At 37.2% G+C, this 16,809-nt stretch carries 17 protein-coding genes; all 17 read right to left on the bottom strand.

Going from position 1 to position 16,809, the window contains the following annotated elements; genetic code table 11:
- Nucleotides 1-58: 58 nt before the first annotated feature.
- A complete protein-coding gene (locus tag F3D3_RS07675; protein WP_069872713.1) occupies nt 59-640 on the bottom strand; it encodes a class I SAM-dependent methyltransferase in 582 nt (193 codons plus the stop codon).
- On the bottom strand, nt 637-1,068 hold the full coding sequence (locus F3D3_RS07670; protein ID WP_069872712.1) for a GNAT family N-acetyltransferase: 432 nt from the start codon (nt 1,066-1,068) through the stop codon (nt 637-639). The genes F3D3_RS07675 and F3D3_RS07670 overlap by 4 nt, the downstream gene beginning before the upstream one ends.
- The gene (scpB, locus tag F3D3_RS07665; RefSeq protein ID WP_069872710.1) at nt 1,037-1,648 is read right to left on the bottom strand and encodes an SMC-Scp complex subunit ScpB; all 612 of its coding nucleotides are present in this window, start codon (nt 1,646-1,648) and stop codon (nt 1,037-1,039) included. The genes F3D3_RS07670 and scpB overlap by 32 nt, the downstream gene beginning before the upstream one ends.
- Nucleotides 1,649-1,725: 77 nt before the next feature.
- The gene (locus tag F3D3_RS07660; RefSeq protein WP_069872708.1) at nt 1,726-2,505 is read right to left on the bottom strand and encodes a ScpA family protein; all 780 of its coding nucleotides are present in this window, start codon (nt 2,503-2,505) and stop codon (nt 1,726-1,728) included.
- Nucleotides 2,495-3,691 carry a CCA tRNA nucleotidyltransferase gene (locus F3D3_RS07655; RefSeq protein WP_069872706.1) on the bottom strand — a complete coding sequence of 399 codons (1,197 nt, stop codon included), beginning with the start codon at nt 3,689-3,691 and terminating at the stop codon, nt 2,495-2,497. Before F3D3_RS07655 ends, F3D3_RS07660 begins: the two co-directional genes overlap by 11 nt.
- 264 nt (nt 3,692-3,955) lie before the next feature.
- A complete protein-coding gene (locus tag F3D3_RS07650; protein WP_069872705.1) occupies nt 3,956-5,257 on the bottom strand; it encodes a pyrimidine-nucleoside phosphorylase in 1,302 nt (433 codons plus the stop codon).
- A gap of 12 nt (nt 5,258-5,269) precedes the next feature.
- The gene (locus tag F3D3_RS07645) at nt 5,270-6,091 is read right to left on the bottom strand and encodes a purine-nucleoside phosphorylase (protein WP_069872703.1); all 822 of its coding nucleotides are present in this window, start codon (nt 6,089-6,091) and stop codon (nt 5,270-5,272) included.
- Between the two features lie 82 nt (nt 6,092-6,173).
- Entirely contained in the window at nt 6,174-7,343 is a 1,170-nt protein-coding gene (locus F3D3_RS07640) for a phosphopentomutase (RefSeq protein ID WP_374700071.1), read from the bottom strand.
- A gap of 68 nt (nt 7,344-7,411) precedes the next feature.
- Nucleotides 7,412-8,293, bottom strand: coding sequence for a site-specific tyrosine recombinase XerD (gene xerD, locus F3D3_RS07635; protein ID WP_069872699.1), 882 nt, complete (start codon nt 8,291-8,293; stop codon nt 7,412-7,414).
- Nucleotides 8,294-8,377: 84 nt separating this feature from the next.
- Nucleotides 8,378-9,571, bottom strand: a complete 1,194-nt coding sequence (locus tag F3D3_RS07630; RefSeq protein ID WP_069872698.1) for a GGDEF domain-containing protein — start codon at nt 9,569-9,571, stop codon at nt 8,378-8,380.
- A 41-nt stretch (nt 9,572-9,612) separates the two neighbouring features.
- Entirely contained in the window at nt 9,613-11,292 is a 1,680-nt protein-coding gene (gene recN, locus F3D3_RS07625) for a DNA repair protein RecN (protein WP_069872696.1), read from the bottom strand.
- Between the two features lie 20 nt (nt 11,293-11,312).
- A complete protein-coding gene (locus tag F3D3_RS07620; RefSeq protein WP_069872694.1) occupies nt 11,313-11,759 on the bottom strand; it encodes an arginine repressor in 447 nt (148 codons plus the stop codon).
- 122 nt (nt 11,760-11,881) lie between these two features.
- Entirely contained in the window at nt 11,882-12,445 is a 564-nt protein-coding gene (locus tag F3D3_RS07615) for a chromate transporter (protein ID WP_069872693.1), read from the bottom strand.
- 1 nt (nt 12,446) lies between these two features.
- Nucleotides 12,447-12,989 carry a chromate transporter gene (locus tag F3D3_RS07610; RefSeq protein WP_084388894.1) on the bottom strand — a complete coding sequence of 181 codons (543 nt, stop codon included), beginning with the start codon at nt 12,987-12,989 and terminating at the stop codon, nt 12,447-12,449.
- Between the two features lie 11 nt (nt 12,990-13,000).
- Nucleotides 13,001-13,810, bottom strand: a complete 810-nt coding sequence (locus tag F3D3_RS07605; RefSeq protein ID WP_069872691.1) for a TlyA family RNA methyltransferase — start codon at nt 13,808-13,810, stop codon at nt 13,001-13,003.
- Complete coding sequence (dxs, locus tag F3D3_RS07600) at nt 13,803-15,665, bottom strand: 1-deoxy-D-xylulose-5-phosphate synthase (protein ID WP_069872689.1); 1,863 nt, start codon at nt 15,663-15,665, stop codon at nt 13,803-13,805. The genes F3D3_RS07605 and dxs overlap by 8 nt, the downstream gene beginning before the upstream one ends.
- Complete coding sequence (locus F3D3_RS07595; RefSeq protein WP_069872688.1) at nt 15,658-16,251, bottom strand: hypothetical protein; 594 nt, start codon at nt 16,249-16,251, stop codon at nt 15,658-15,660. The genes dxs and F3D3_RS07595 overlap by 8 nt, the downstream gene beginning before the upstream one ends.
- Nucleotides 16,252-16,809: the final 558 nt, after the last annotated feature.

The raw sequence follows: 16,809 nt of genomic DNA, 5'->3' as shown, positions 1-16,809 counted from the left end.
TTGTATAATTGACTATTCGTATTTCGGTATACATCCATATTGTATGCAAAAAAAAGCCTCATTTCTGAGACTTTTTTTCCACAATCCACATGACTGGTGGTTTATTGAGTTGATTTATAAAAGCCATTTTCAACACATCAAATTCGCCTTGCGGCAACTCCGCTAAAAAAGGCTCTATATGCCTAAATTCCAATTCGCCTTGTTCATGACCTCGATAGCATAAAATCAAGATTAGACCACCACATTTGATGCATTGCAACGCTGAAACCAAACTTTTCAGAGTCGACTCAAAATGTGTGGTTATCTTTTTATCGCCTTTTGGCAAATAACCCAGATTATAAATAACCAAATCCACTTGCTCACCAGATTCTAAAAAGTAAAAATTTTCATGTGAGCACTGTTTTAGAATCAAAGTATCACTTTCAGTATAACCATTTGATTCTAAAACACGTCTTGTAGACTCTATGGCTTCTCTTTGAATGTCGATAGCATAAAGTCTACCGGTTTCGGTAATGCTCTGTTTCAAAAAAAGAGCATCATTGCCGTTGCCGCAAGTGGCATCAACAATAGTCATGCCAGATTTTATATAATCTCTAAGTATAATCTTATAAGCATTGACAACATTTCCGAGATACTTCATGCATTACCTCGAGAACTCTTGCAGGGTTTATTAAAAAATTCTGGTAATTCAGCCTTGAACACTAACTTTTCATCCGCCTTCATTGCGATATCCAACCCTTCAGCCACAAAAAAACCATTGGTGCTTTCATCCGATTTGATATAAACTTGCGTTACTTTTTTATGATCTAAATGATTGAGCATCGCTCTAAAAAGACCATCACCAAGTTTAAAACCTCGATCTTCGTTTCTTACAAATAGATAAATCATTTCCGCTCTATCAGCTTCTGTCATTTCATAGCCTGCAAGACCACAAATACGCTCTCCATCCTCTACAACATAGCAATGATCAATTTTGAGCTTTAGTTGTTCAAATTTCATTTGAGTTTCTTTGAGCATTCGATCAACAGACCTCATATCACTTTGCTTCATCATTCTGATCTGAATCATGACTGACCTCCTCTAATCCAACATATTGACTTTGAAAAGCATTAAAAGCATCAAACTCATTTATCGGTGGTAATTCTTTAAGGGTTTTATATCCAAAACTCTTTAAAAAGATATCTGTTGTGCCATAAATTTGTGGTCTTCCTATTTTTTCAAGTTTTCCAACCACTTCAATCAATTGGCGTTCCATTAAATGCTGTAAGGGACCATCTGAACTCACGCCTCTTATTTGTTCAATATCGAGCTTCGTTATGGGCTGTTTATAGGCAACAATTGCAAGCACCTCCAAAGCTGAATTGGATAAACCTTTACTCTTTGAGGTTTGGCATAAACTTTCTATATATGAATAGTTCTCCTTTAACGTGCAAAACTGATAATGACTGTTTGTCTCCAAAATTTGAATGCCTCTGCCTTCTGTTTCATATTTTAGCATTAAATCTTCCAGAAGCTTTCTTGTAATGGCAATTTTGAGATCAAGCTGCTTCGAAATCTTCGTAATACTGAGGGGTTCACCCCACACAAAAAGCATGGATTCGATTGCAGATTGATATTTTTTATAATCGTCAATGATCTGATTACTCATCTAGAGCTATTTCCTTCCTGAACTTAATAGATTCAAATTACAGTTAGAGTGTCAAAAGTCAAAAATTGAACAACACTCTAACCCATCACGGGATCTTCGTGAACAATTTCCTGTTCAACATATATTCTCTTTGTAATTTTGATTTCTTGAAATAACCCCTCTTGCTCAATGGTTATCTCTTTGAGTTTCAATAATTCTAATACCGCTAAAAAGGTTACGACCACTTCTTCTTTTGTCAATGCTTCATCAAACAGCTCCGAAAAAATAAAATAATCACTACTTTTTAACCGTTTTCTAATCCTTTTGAGTTTTTCTTCAACCGTGAAAGCATCTCTTTTTATGCCCTTAAAAAAGCCTTTCCTGTGCGCATCAAATCGATCAATTTTAGACATAAGTCTACGAATTGCCTCGGTTAAAAGGTCGCTTTCAAGGTTACTATTTAATTCTTCTAAAGACAGCTGCTTAACATATTGCCCCAGTTCCTCCTGATCTTTAAAAATAACTTCATCAAGCGTACCCTCAGTAGCTCTTAATTTTTCAGCCGCTTCTTTAAATCGTTTATACTCAATGAGTCTTTTCACAAGCTCTTTTCTAGGATCCATCTCTGAATACTCATAATATTCCATTGGATCATTTTTTTCAGGCAAAAGCATCCTTGATTTAATTTCAATCAAAGTTGCAGCCATGACCAAGAACTCGGTGGATCGGTCTAAATCCATTTCTTTTATAATTTCCAAATACTGAGATGTAATCTTTACGATGGGAATATCATAAATATCAATTTCATCTTTAGAAATCAAATGAAGCAATAGGTCAAGAGGGCCTTCAAAAGCTTCTGTTTGCACATCAATACTCATTTTTTATACTCTCAATATACTTTATTTCATCCTCAAGGCTCAGCTCAATTCGATGATTTAGTTTATGCGCTAAAAGGGCATCCATCAAAACACGCATCTGATGATTTTGGGGAATTCCAATTTGAATTAAATCGTTTCCTGTTAAATTTAGTTTAAAACACATTAGGCCTCCATAACGCATCATCAGTGTTTTGTGCTGTTTTGCCATAAGGTTGATCGTCTCAATTCTTTTATTATACAATAGTTTATAAAGATTATAGTCATTAATTTCCGAATTCAGTGAAAAAGCTTCTAAAGTCCTATTATACTCCTCATGGCATTTTTTGATCTGCTCATCAACACCATATAACCAGTCCATATGATTCTCAAATCTCGACATCAAAACGATTCTTTTAACTTCACTTGAATTGCATGGGGTGACTATGATTTCACTTGACTTGATGATTTGCCACTTATACGCAATCAAAGTTTCTAGATTGACTTGCCACTTAGAATCTATAAATAACTTTGAAAATTCCATCTGAATCCTAGACAGAGACAATTTTGAAATTGAATCTGAGTTAATACCCGCAAGAAGTGCCTTTAAAGTGGCTTCTTCTACCTGAAAGCCAAGTTGATTCTTTATCTTCACGGTTCTAAAAATCCTAGAAGGATCCTCTTCAAAACTTTTTGAGTGTAACACTCTAAGAATGCCCTTACTCAAATCCGTATAAAAAAGGGGATGACAAGCACAGACATGTGTCTTGAGGTATTGAATCGCTCTAGGTGTAATTTGATTCGCTTCAAGAGACTGCATTAACACCTGATAAAGTGTCTCATTTAGCTTAACATATGCCGTATTTATTGTAAAATCTCTACGCACAATATCCCATTTAAGGGTTGAAGGCTCGTATTCATAGCGCTCTAGTGCCAAGTTGTAAATTTCGCGGCGCATCGTCGCTATATCGAAATGGATGTGATCCGTACTTTCAAATCGCATGGTCTGGAACTCCGAGCAGAGTACAGCATCATGTGACTTTTGTATGAACTCATAAAGCGGCACAATATCACCTTGAAATGTAAAATCCAGATCAGTTGACCTTCTATTCAACAAAAGATCACGTATGAACCCACCTACTAAGTATATTTGAGTAGAAGATTGTTTCTGATAATTAAGGAGTAACTTTAAAAGTTCACACGCCGTCATCTGTTTTACCTCTCTCGTATATATTATAAAGCATTTTTTTGAATTTTAAAACAGGGCTTAAATGTAGTCTACTATACGTTCCTTTCTGTACGTGGTACGCCACGAAACACTGTACGTGGTACGCCACAAAACAAAGCATGAAACAAAAAAAAGTTTGGTATCAAAAGCATCTTAAATTAAAGCTTTTAGACCAAACTTTTTAAAATATAAAAACAAATTTCTCTGCATATTTCTTAAGCATGCACAGTGCACTATAGCATCCGCTTACTCAATAATTTCATAAATATATTTAATCGGCTCTGGTTCAATACCACTGAACACAAAAGCAGCTCTGACCATTTTCTCAGCTTCAATCGTTTTTTCTTCATTTGTGTGAAGAATGCATAAAACATCGCCAAGATTTACATGATCTCCAATTTTTTTCTTCAAAGTAATCCCTGCTGCATAATCTATTGGATCTTCTTTTTTCTTTCTGCCTGCCCCAAGCATCATAGCAGAAATGCCTACTTTTTCTGCATCAAAACCGCTGACATAACCCTCTAGGTCTGCTTTTACTTCCACATGTTTTGACGCAACTGGCAATCGCTCTGGATGTTCGATCAGATCTGGATTACCCCCTTGAATTTCAACAAATGTTTTAAGTTTTTCAATGGCTGCACCAGATTTGATCAATGTTTCAAAATAAGCATGGGCTTCTTCCACAGTTTTATAGGCACCCCCTAAAACAGCCATGTATGAAGCAATTGTCATCGCCACTTCAGTTTCATCTTCAGCACCATTGCCCTTTAAAACCTCTATCGCTTCACGCACCTCGTTTGCGTTGCCTACCTCATGCCCAAGTGGTTGATCCATATTCGTGATGATCGCCACCGTTTTTCTACCGAGGCGGCTGCCTATATCAACCATAGTATGTGCTAAAATTCTTGCATCTTCAAGTGATTTCATAAAAGCACCTGAACCTACTTTAACATCCAGCACAATGGCATCTGCACCTGAAGCAATTTTCTTACTCATAATGGAACTTGCAATCAAGGGTATACTATCGATGGTACCCGTTACGTCTCTAAGGGCATATATCTTTTTATCTGCTGGTGTTAAATCACCGGATTGACCAACAATAGCCATTTTATGTTCATTGACATTCTTGATAAACGCTTCACTGGTAAGTTCAATTTTAAACCCTTCAATGGATTCAAGTTTATCTACCGTACCCCCTGTATGTCCTAAGCCTCTGCCTGACATTTTAGCCACTGGAATGCCACACGAAGCAACGAGCGGCGTCACAATTAAACTGATTTTATCACCAACGCCACCAGTAGAATGTTTATCCACTTTGATGCCCTCAATTGCAGATAAATCAACCGTATCTCCTGATCTAACAAATGCATCTGTTAAATAAGAGGTCTCCTCCTTATCCATGCCCTGAAAATAAATTGCCATGAGCATCGCTGACATTTGATAATCAGGAACTTCCCCCTTGGTATAGCCAAAGATTATAAAATCAATTTCATCTTTTGTGAGTTTTTCACCGTATTTCTTTTTATTAATTAAATCTACAATTCTCATGTAACCCTCCAGTTAAGCGATCTCAACAATTTTCTTAACAAGCTCTACAAATATTTTCTTCACTCGATTCGCAGTTTCGACAACTTCTTGGTGGTTCAATGCGGTAGTTTGTATGCCAGCCGCCATATTGGTGATACATGAGATGCCTGTCACTTTAAGCGATGCATGTGCAGCCACCAATGCCTCAGGGGCAGTTGACATGCCCACGGCATCTCCACCTAGAATTGCTGCTAATTTTACTTCTGCAGGTGTTTCATACGCAGGACCTGTATTATAGAAATAAACGCCTTCTTTTAGAGCAATCCCAAGAGAGGCAGCCTCTTTGAGAACACGTTCATTGAAAGCTTTATCGTATATGTTGGAGGCATCTGGAAACCTTGATCCCAATTCATTCTCATTTTTCCCCATAAGTGGGCTTGCACCCGTCATATTAATATGATCCGTAATCAACATCAAATCTCCAGCTTTAAAGCTTTTATTGACACCACCAGCTGCATTTGTTAGGATGATATGTTCGACCCCGATTGCTTTCATAACACGTACTGGAAAAGTGATTTCCTTCATACTGTAACCTTCATAGTAGTGAAATCGCCCTTGCATTGCAATAACTGTTTTACCACAAAGCTTACCCACTACAAACTGTCCAGCATGCCCCTCAACCGTAGAGACTGGAAAATGAGGAATCTCATTGTATTTAATGTATACTGGCGATTCAATTTCATCCGCTAAAGTGCCAAGACCCGATCCTAAGACCAACCCGATCACAGGTTTTTCGCTTAACTTAGACTGAATATAATTTTGTGCTTCACTAATTTTAAACAATAATTTTTCCATTTATAACTCCTTTTATAATGATTTATGCCCTTTTTATTGATTTATCTTTCACCATGCTTATTTGATTTTCGACACGCTCACTTCATTTCAAAATTAACGCTTTAAAACTTTCACCATGCGGTGTTTGTGGAATGCCAAGCATATCTGAGACGGTCGCTGCAATATCCGCAAAAGTATTGAGCGTTCCAATATTGACATTCTCTCTTATCGACTTTCCTGCAACAAGTACTGGAATATATTCACGCGTATGATCTGTGCCTTTATAAGCAGGATCGTTCCCGTGATCTGCTAAGAAAATGATGACATCCTCATCGTGCATCGCTTCTAATAGCTCAGGAATTCTTGCATCAAATGCTTCTAAAGCTTCTTTGTACCCTTTTATATCTCTTCTGTGTCCAAATTTAGCATCAAAATCAACGAGATTTGTAAATAAAATGCCTTTAAAATCTTGTTTCAAATATTTTAGCGTCTGCTCCACACCGTCCATATTGTCTTTAGTATGAACATCTTCTGTAATGCCTTCACCGTCAAATATATCCACGATCTTACCGACTGCCTTTACCTCTAGACCATGCTCTTTAGCCATATCTAAAACCGTTTTATTAAAAGGCTTCAAAGAATAATCTCTACGATTTGAAGTTCTTTCAAAATGTCCTGGCGTCCCAACAAAGGGTCTTGCAATTACTCTTGCCACTTGATCTTCACCCATGAGCATGTCTCGTGCAATTTGACACATTTCGTAGAGTTCCTCTAACGGTATAATCTCTTCATGCGCTGCAATTTGAAAAACACTGTCCGCTGAAGTATAGACGATTGGATTGCCTGTCTTCATATGAGTTTCACCGAGTTCATCCAAAATAACAGTTCCCGAAGCCGGTTTATTGCACATTATTTTTCGGCCTGTCTTTGCTTCAAATTCACGAATCACATAATCAGGAAATCCATTTGGATAAGTCTTAAAAGGTTGATCTATCAAAAGACCTGCGATCTCCCAATGACCAGTAGTTGTGTCTTTCCCATTAGAAGCTTCGAGTGAGCGTCCGTAAGCCCCTATAGGTGAGGGGTCAGCTTCAATTGAATCTACACCTTCTATATTGCCAATGCCGAGTCTCTTTAAATTAGGAATCTTAAAATTGTCCGTGCTACCGGCAATATGACCTAATGTATTCACATCAACATCTCCGTATTGCTCCGAATCTGGAAGCGCTCCGATCCCGACACTATCAAGTACAAATAATATTACTCTGTTAATCATCGTTAACCTCCTCAAAATTACATTTGCTAATGCTCTTCAACAACTTAGCATAAAACAAGAGCCAGTTAGGCTCTTGGGTGTGTTTTTTCATAAACGTTTCTGATCTTAGAATTTGACATTTCGAGATATATTTGAGTCGTGGAAACATCCGAATGCCCTAACATCTCTTGAACCGCCTTTATATCTGCGCCATTTTGAATAAGATGAAGTGCAAATGAATGTCTCAAGGTATGAGGGGTTATACTCTTTCTGATATCGAGTGCCTCAGTATACCGCTTAACCACTTTCCAAAATCCTTGTCTCGTAATGCGTTTGCCATAATAATTGACAAACAATGCTTCCTCGTCTTCAGTAACAATCTTACTTCGCCCGTCTTTAATATAAACCTCAACTGCTTTTGATGCAAGTGAGCCAAGCGGTACAACCCTTGATTTTCCATTATTCTTGCATCTTATATAGCCCATGTTTGTATTAATATCCGACAAATTAAGTGACACAAGCTCAGAAACACGTATTCCAGTTGCATAGAGCAACTCGATCATCGCTTTATCCCGTTTGCCTATTGATGTTCTTAAATCTGGTTTTGCAATGAGTTTTTCAACTTCAATCAAAGTGAGCACATTTGGCATTTTTCTTTCAGCTTTGGGTGCTTCTATGTCTAAAGTTGGATTATGGCTTATATACCCCTTATTGTGTAAATACGAATAAAAAGTGCGCAGCGAGGCCACATTTCTTTGGATCGTGGAATTGGCTTTCCCTTGCTTCTTGAGATAGCTTACATATGCAATGGCATCCACTTGACTAATTTGTAAATAATCCCCCAACTGTTGTTCCTCGATAAAAATGCCAAAATAACGCAAGTCTCGCTTATAAGCCTCTAGTGTATTTGCAGATAAATTTTTATGATCTGTTAAATAGACTTCAAATTCTGTTATATAACCGCTCATTTCCCCAAAACTCCTTATTTTATTGTATCGGAATGTACTCTTATTTAAAAGTAAAATCCCCTTCTTTTGTATAAACTACACAACTTAATACTTTGATTTCTCTTTAGTCTGTTTTTTTATAACATACATAGCCTCATCCGCTTCATGCAGAAACTCACTTGGATTTCTATGTTTTGAGGGTTGATACTGAGAAAAACCTGCACTAGCACTGGCACTAAACCTATAAACGTTCTGCAGATTGACTTGTAAAAATTCATCATTGATACGTTGCCAAACCTTTTTCGCCTGCTGCACACCGCACCTTGAAAATATAACCATAAATTCGTCTCCCCCAAGACGTGCTATCACATCAAATTCTCTTAAATTGGATTGAATGGTATCCACGATAACTTTTATGAGCTTATCCCCTTCTTTGTGACCATAACGATCGTTGACCACTTTTAAATCATTGACATCCACGTATGCAATCGTCAATTCCAAGCCTTGTAAAGAAGCACGTGTCATCTCTGCTTTCAGATAACTAATTCCAGCTTCACGACTAAGCACACCTGTCATCTGGTCAATTTCTGCTTTATATTTATAACGCTCCAGATTGTTATCCACTATAAAATTGCGATTAATGAGCAATACCATCGTCAGAGAGATGACTGTAATAAAGAGGTAGGTGACAAGCATATAGAGATTAAGATTAGAAGTCCCTGGCTTATTGATTACCCCAGTCAAAGCAATCTCAATCAAACTTGAAAAAGTGACACGCTGATAAGCTAAAATAGCAGTGAAAATAAGGAAATTGCTGATCACCAATCGACGTTCAACGCGCTTGTTAATCGAAACCATATTTCTAAAAACTTTCATAATCAACTGATAAAATTTTAAAATGAAGAAAAAGAGGACAAAGTAGAGCCCTACAATCGGAAAATATTGCTCTAAAAAAAGAAGTCTAAAGTCAAAAATCCTATTATAAGTCAAAAATCCAATATTAACGGTTATTAAGGATGCTATTGTTTGAAGCAGAAAGAGGAGTACCACAGTAACCGCACTTATAAAACTGGAAAGCTTATATAGCATCATGAGCATTAAAATGATCGAACCATAGAGCACCAATATATGTAATAATTGAGTGCCATCATAATAAAACATAAAAGCACTCAAATAGACCACGGTTATCACATGCTTGAATCGTGGTTGTTTGTTAAATTTAGGTGCAATGATTACCAAACCATAATAAGAGATCAAAGCACTTATTACAGCAAATAGTAAGCTCAAAAAAACTGCCATAGTAAAACCCCATCTTTCGAATTGATGACCTCATATTGACTCTATTTTTTAAGCAATTTTGCTTTCTCAATCATTTCTTTGGCATGATGAGTTGTTGCCGTTGTCATTTCAACACCACCTACTAATCGTCCAATCTCATCAACAATCGCATTTTGGCTAATTTCTTTTATTGTTGTCATTGTGCTCTGAGCTTTTGATTCTTTTTCAATCAATAAATGATGATCAGAAAAAACTGCGATTTGAGGTAAATGTGTGATGCATATAATCTGGCTCATCTTGGATAATCTCGATAATTTTTCACCAACTACATTTGCAGTTACTCCACTGATACCTGTGTCAATTTCATCAAATATCAATGTTGGGATATTGTCCAGATGTCCTAAGACTATTTTGATACCTAACATCAACCTAGAGAGTTCTCCTCCTGATACGACCTTTTTAAGAGGTTTAAAGGGCTGCCCCAGATTTGTAGAAATCAAAAAATCAACCTCATCATATCCATTTTCATTGACTTTTGCCACGACTTCAAGTTCAATTTTAAAGCGTGTATCTTTCATATTGAGCTCAACCAATTCATTTTGAAGAGCCTTTTCAAGATTTCTTGCACTTTTTTCTCTTAAACCTGTCAAAATTTTTGCTTGTTCATTATAAGTCAAAAGAGATGCTTCTCTTTGTTTTTCAAGCGTCAAGATTTTGCTCTCAATAGATTCAAAGTGATCCAGTTCATCTACAATTTCTCTTTCAAAACGCAAAATTTCAGCTATAGATTGCCCATATTTTGTCTTCAAAGAATTGATAACATCCAACCTTTTTTCAATAAATGAAAATCTTTCTGGATCAAATTCTAAATGTTCTTTATAACCCTCAACATCCTTGGAAAGATCATCCAGTGCATAAAACACATCTCTTAATCTACCCGAAAAATCTAAAATTTGGTCATCAAAGGTTTCAAGTTTTCTAAAATCGTTTGAAAGTATTGAAAGCTTGTTGACAATGCCCTCATCAAGGTCATCCTTCATCCATGCAGTGGCCTTCTCAAAACTCATTTTTAAAGACTCAATATTCGATAGATATTCAAATTCTCTTTCAAGAGATACATCTTCATCGCCCTTTAATCCTGCGCTTGAAATCTCATTCAATTGAAATGTTAAAAAATCAATCTTTTTGGCTTTTTCAAAATCGTCTACTTTCAAAGCGTCTAATTCATCATCTAATGCTGCGATTATTTTATAGGTTTCTCTAAGTGATGACCTCACCTTTTCAAGCTTATCGCCACCATAAGCATCTATCAAATTAAGTTGATTAGATTTCATTAATAGTTTTTGATTTTCATTTTGACCATGAAGGTCAATCAAACACTCCGTCACTTCTTTTAATATATTCAGTGGCGTCACTTGCCCGTTAATCCTAGAAATGCTCTTGCCTTTGGCTTGTATCTCCCTTGCAATGATAACAATTTCATCATCTGTGGGGATATCATACGCCATGAGCAATGCGTTCACAACATCATTCGTGTAAAAACTCGCCTTAATAGAAGCCTTCTCTGCGCCTATTCTAACAGCATCTTTATTCGCTGCTTGTCCTAAAATAAGTCGAATAGCACCTAAAATCATGGACTTACCAGCACCAGTTTCACCCGTTATGATATTCAGACCTGATAGAAAATCCACGGTTACATCTTCTATAAGTATGAAATCTTTGATTTTTAATTCAAATATCATATCGCCTCCGGTAAACTATTCTATAATAAATCTTTAAATTGCTTAATTACCTTTTGCACTTGACTTTCTTCTCTAACCACTAAAAATATCGTATCATCTCCCGCAATCGTGCCAACGATTTCTTTAATATTTAAAGCATCAATAGAGACTGCAGCAGCATTTGCTGACCCAACAAGCGTCTTAATAATAACGATGTTACCTGCAAAATCTACCGAAATAACTGAATTTCGATAAATCTTAAGAAATCGATCGTTTACAGCACCCTCTTTTTCTCTAATGGATGCGTACTTGTACCGGCCATCTTTAGTCAATACCTTTATCAATCTCATTTCTTTAATATCTCTTGAAACCGTAGCTTGAGTAACTTGAAAGCCTGAAGCTCTTAGCTCAACAGCTAACTCATCTTGTGTTTCCACATCCTTAGCCTCAATAATTTCCAAAATCTTTGATTGCCTCGAATATTTCATAGTGCCTCCCTAATGATCATATTTCCACAGCTAATATTCTTATTATATTACAAAAAAATCCTTTAGTAAAATATAACCCTTATAAGTTTTTAGTGGGGGATAAAAGGACAATCCACATTTGCCTAAAAAACAGACCAAATAATATTGCCTAAAATACCCGCTAGTACAATATAGTAAATGGGATGTTTTTTATATCTGTAAATCAGCCACATAAAAAATAGAAATAGAGCAACTGATTTGAGTTCAAGTCCATTAAGAACATTTGAAATATGTCCTTGATCACTGTAAAGTGATACAAGTGCAACTTGAAGAATTGCAGTGGCAAGTAATCCGATAACCGCCGCTTTTAAACCGATCAAGGTTGCCTTCACAACAGGATGTTCATTAAAATGATTTAAAAAGCGGGCGACAATTAAAGCCATTAAAAAAGCGGGTAAAATAACGGCTATGGAAGCCAGTAGAGCACCTGTAATTCCATATTGCTGATAACCAATAAAGGTTGCCATGTTAATTGCTATGGGCCCTGGTGTCGACTGAGCAATGGCAATTAAATTTGCGAACGCCGCATTGGTAAGCCAGCCGTTTTCAATTGCAACTGTGCTCAGAAGAGGAATCATCGCAAGTCCCCCACCATAAGTAAATGTACCAATTTTGACAAATTCCCATATTAATCTTATAAGCCCCATGCTAACTCACCTTACCTCTGTAGATAATTGCGCCTATAATTCCTGCTATGATAATCGTAATAATAGGTGATCCCTCATAGAACATGACAAATACAAACCCCGATAGAGCAATAAAAAGAGTCACGTAGTCCTCAATTGAGCTTTTAACCATTCGGACCATCGAATGACAAAGCAATGCTAACACAACAATTCGAATCCCCTTAAAGGCATTTTGAACAATGACCAAAGATTCAATCTGATTGAATACTGCTGCCACCCCTAATATAATCAGTATTGACGGTGTAATCACGCCTAAAACACATGAGATGGCCCCCAGTATTCCCCCAAGCTTATAGCCAACAAACACAGCCGTGTTTGAAGCAATAACACCCGGTAGAGATTGTGCCACTGAATAGCTTTCCAAAACTTCATCCATAGTCATCCATTTTTGATCTATTACAATTTCTCGCTCAATAATCGGGAGCATTGCATAACCCCCACCTATTGTGAGTAACCCCACTTTAAAAAAGGCAACATATAATTGTCGCCACTTTTTCAAATCCATTTTATGGTCTCCTACTCTATAATCAGGGCACTATGTGCTTCCTGAACAAGTGCCATTGTATCAAACAAAAATTGATTTTGTCTTTCAGCCGTTCTTCTTGCATGCGCTAAGAATTCTATATTCCCTTTAGGCCCTTTGATTGGAGAATAAGTCAGCTCAGTCACTGCTAAATATTGGTCTGCACAGAATGCCATCAATTCCTCTAAAACTCTGCTGTGAATTTTAGAATCTCTCACCACACCACTTTTTCGAACTGCTTCTTTCCCCGCTTCAAACTGAGGTTTTATTAAAAAAACGATTTCTGCATCTATTTTGAGAAGCATCACCGCAACTGGAAGTACTAATTTAAGAGAGATAAAGGACACATCCACACTTACAAAATCCAGTTCGGTTTTAAGCGTTTCCATGGTCAAATAACGCACATTTGTACGCTCCAGATTTACAACTCTTGGATCATTTCTAAGTTTCCAATCCAATTGTCCATAACCGACATCCACAGCAAAAACTTTTTGGGCTCCATTTTGAAGCATGCAATCTGTAAAGCCACCTGTTGAAGCCCCTATATCCATACAGATTTTATCTTTTAGATTGATATCATACATTTTAATAGCTTTTTCAAGCTTTAAACCGCCACGGCTTACATAGGGCAATACATTCTCCCGAACTTCTATTTCAGCCTCTATATCAATCTGTGTTCCTGGCTTATCTACCTTTTGACCATTGACATAAACGACCCCTGCCATAATGACGCGTTTTGCTTTTTCTCTTGATTCTACCATTTTTCGTTCTGATAAGAGTACATCAATCCGCTCTTTAGCCATTTAAAACCTCACTTACTTTTTTTACAATCCCCTCTTTATCTAATCCTAAACTCTTCATCAATGCATCGGTATCACCATGGGGCACAAAGACATCTGGAATACCTAACTTATAAAATTGAATACGCTTGAGTATATCCGGGTTTTGCTCAACACATCTCGATATAATTTGATCTCCAAAACCACCTCTTATGGTATGATCTTCAAGTGTAAACACAAACTCAATATCCATTAAAAGCGCTTCTAATTTCTCGACATCCAAAGGCTTGATTTGAGAGACATTAATTACTCTTGCATGAAGTGCCTCAGCACAATCCATAGCAGTTTGAACCATTTTACCTGTTGCGATGAGTGCCACCTTATCACCTGGATGCATCAATTCTGGGAAAAAGGTCAAATCAGATTTCCTTTTTTCTCCAAGTTGATAAGCTTTGCCTCTTGGATAGCGTATCGCTATAGGCCCTTCATTATAAGTAAGTGCAAATTGCATCATATCTTCGAGTTCAAATTGATCTTTAGGGGATAAAACCATCATGCCTGGCATCTGTGATAAAAAACTGATATCGAAAATACCATGATGCGTCTCGCCATCGTTCCCCACCAAACCCGCGCGATCAATACAAAGTACAACAGGCGCCTTTTGAATACAAACATCATGTAAAATTTGGTCATAAGCTCTTTGTAAAAAAGTCGAGTATATTGCCACATAGGGTTTTATCCCTTCCAGTGCCATTCCCGCTGCCATGGTAACCGCATGTTGTTCAGCAATGGCAACATCGAATAACCGCATTGGAAATTTTATTTCAAATTCATTTAAGCCCGTGCCATCTGCCATTGCAGCCGTTATAGCAACCACGTTTTGGTTTTCAGTTGCCAACTGTATGAGCTTATCCCCAAAGACTTTTGAGTAATCATTTTTAACTTTGACTTCAATGCACTTTTCAGGATCAAATTGACCAACGCTATGATACTTATTGGGATCACTTTCCGCAAAGGCATAGCCTTTCCCCTTTTGCGTTAAAACATGAATTAAAACGGGTCCCTTCACGTGTTTGATCATTTGAAAAGTTTCAATGAGTTCTTTTAAATCATGACCGTTGATTGGTCCGATGTAGGTGAGTCCAATCTCTTCAAAAAATAGGCCGCCATCTACTACAAAATATTTTAAACTGTCCTTCAGTTTTCCGATGAAATCAATCATATTGCCACCAATATTCGGAATTTTAGACAGCGTTGCTTTCGTATCCGTTTTAACTTTTGAATAAGTTTCTGTCGTTCTTAGCCTGCTCAATGCTTTTGAAAGGCCACCTACATTTTCAGATATAGACATTTCATTATCATTGAGAACAACTTTCATATTGGTCTTGGCATGTCCCAAATAATTCAAAGCTTCAAGCGCCATACCACCCGTTAATGCACCATCTCCAATAACAGAGACGACTTCATGATGCTCATTTTTGATATCTCTAGCTGTGGCAAATCCAATACCCGCAGAAATAGAAGTACTGCTATGACCGGCCTCAAAGATATCGTGTTCTGATTCCTTACGCTTTAAAAAGCCACTTAAGCCCTCAAATTGTCTTAAGGATTTAAAATCATCTTTGCGTCCTGTCAAAATTTTATGAACATAAGCTTGGTGACCAACATCCCACAGCAATTTGTCATCAGGACTGTCAAACACATAATGCAATGCAACAGTCAGTTCCACAACACCTAAATTAGAGGATAAATGGCCTCCAGTTTCAGATATGTTCTTCACCAAAAAAGCTCTGATTTCATGGCACAATACAACGAGTTCTTCAAATGACAATTGTTTTAATGCCTCGGGGGTTTGAATGCCCTCCAGTATCTTATACATTTCTGTCCCTTCTTCCTTGGAGCATGGCTTTATATGTTCCAATAGAAAATACACTTCTTGAAACATAAATAACCTTCCCAGTAAAATCAACGACTTCTTTTGCCCTTGTTATTGCGATTTCTTTGCCAATGGCTTTTCCACCCACTGTCAATGCAGCAACAATGCCACTGATGCCCACTGATAAATAAGGGTAAAATGCCGCAGGTATCTGGTATTCGTTAATCGCACCTATGATAATGCCAATTGTTGATCCACTGATTATACCCGCAATATCTCCAATGACATCATTACAAAAGTTAGAGACCTTTGAGGCATTTTTGATCAACAGAATAGAGTATTTTGCACTCTTTATTTGGGCAGATGCCATAGAATGAAAAGGTTTTTCATTCGCAGCCGCCACAGCGATACCAATGGCATCAAAAAAAATGCCGATGAAAATAATAATCATCAGCATCAAAAATGCCGAAAAGACATTTACATTGCGCATGAGCGCTTCAGATACCACTGAAAAAATCACAGCAAGGGTAAACGTCATTATAAATGTTCTAATAATCCAACGATAATTAATTTTTTTAATTGATTTCAAAGCATTTCACCTATCTGTGTTGACTCATTTTTTTCAAAGCGATACTTAGTCCGCTTCGCTACCTTCGTAATCCTTGCGCAATCCTATCGGATTGCATTCAGTGGGAATTTAGACTCCCGCTGAATTAGGAATATGAACCGCCACTTTAAAAAGTGGAGGACGTCTTCCTAAAATTTATATTAACTTACTACAAATTGTGAATAAAGCTTAGAGGTAATCAAAAAGGTTAATTCTGCGGCTTAGGTCTAGTAGGATTTCCCATAAGTTTACTGTTATGTCGCCAAAACAGCGGTTTCCCTTCAAATTCTTATTTATACCGTTTCCAGTTATAAGACTAGACTACCACTTAGTCCACACTCCAATCCCTTTTCGATCTATAAAATAACAGCCTAGGAGATTTCCTCAACAGGCAAACTAATCCCTAGCCTCTTTTGCAACACCGGTTTTGATTAGCAATAGAACCGTCCTATTGGCCAATAGAAAGATCCCTGAACTACCGTCCACCGCCATCACTCAAGGCAGGCTACACTACACATAACCTTTCGACCAAATGTAGGT

It is taken from the genome of Fusibacter sp. 3D3, from assembly GCF_001748365.1.
GTDB lineage: Bacteria > Bacillota > Clostridia > Peptostreptococcales > Acidaminobacteraceae > Fusibacter_A.
Note: the sequence above shows the minus strand (reverse complement) of the source record. Positions and strands in the feature narration are given on the sequence as shown.

Bases quoted from the DNA above. Each gene is read 5' to 3' on its own strand.
- F3D3_RS07675 (WP_069872713.1), bottom strand. From the start codon at position 640: ATGAAGTATCTCGGAAATGTTGTCAATGCTTATAAGATTATACTTAGA.
- F3D3_RS07670 (WP_069872712.1), bottom strand. From the start codon at position 1,068: ATGATTCAGATCAGAATGATGAAGCAAAGTGATATGAGGTCTGTTGAT.
- scpB (WP_069872710.1), bottom strand. From the start codon at position 1,648: ATGAGTAATCAGATCATTGACGATTATAAAAAATATCAATCTGCAATC.
- F3D3_RS07660 (WP_069872708.1), bottom strand. From the start codon at position 2,505: ATGAGTATTGATGTGCAAACAGAAGCTTTTGAAGGCCCTCTTGACCTA.
- F3D3_RS07655 (WP_069872706.1), bottom strand. From the start codon at position 3,691: ATGACGGCGTGTGAACTTTTAAAGTTACTCCTTAATTATCAGAAACAA.
- F3D3_RS07650 (WP_069872705.1), bottom strand. From the start codon at position 5,257: ATGAGAATTGTAGATTTAATTAATAAAAAGAAATACGGTGAAAAACTC.
- F3D3_RS07645 (WP_069872703.1), bottom strand. From the start codon at position 6,091: ATGGAAAAATTATTGTTTAAAATTAGTGAAGCACAAAATTATATTCAG.
- xerD (WP_069872699.1), bottom strand. From the start codon at position 8,293: ATGAGCGGTTATATAACAGAATTTGAAGTCTATTTAACAGATCATAAA.
- F3D3_RS07630 (WP_069872698.1), bottom strand. From the start codon at position 9,571: ATGGCAGTTTTTTTGAGCTTACTATTTGCTGTAATAAGTGCTTTGATC.
- recN (WP_069872696.1), bottom strand. From the start codon at position 11,292: ATGATATTTGAATTAAAAATCAAAGATTTCATACTTATAGAAGATGTA.
- F3D3_RS07620 (WP_069872694.1), bottom strand. From the start codon at position 11,759: ATGAAATATTCGAGGCAATCAAAGATTTTGGAAATTATTGAGGCTAAG.
- F3D3_RS07615 (WP_069872693.1), bottom strand. From the start codon at position 12,445: ATGGGGCTTATAAGATTAATATGGGAATTTGTCAAAATTGGTACATTT.
- F3D3_RS07610 (WP_084388894.1), bottom strand. From the start codon at position 12,989: ATGGATTTGAAAAAGTGGCGACAATTATATGTTGCCTTTTTTAAAGTG.
- F3D3_RS07605 (WP_069872691.1), bottom strand. From the start codon at position 13,810: ATGGCTAAAGAGCGGATTGATGTACTCTTATCAGAACGAAAAATGGTA.
- dxs (WP_069872689.1), bottom strand. From the start codon at position 15,665: ATGTATAAGATACTGGAGGGCATTCAAACCCCCGAGGCATTAAAACAA.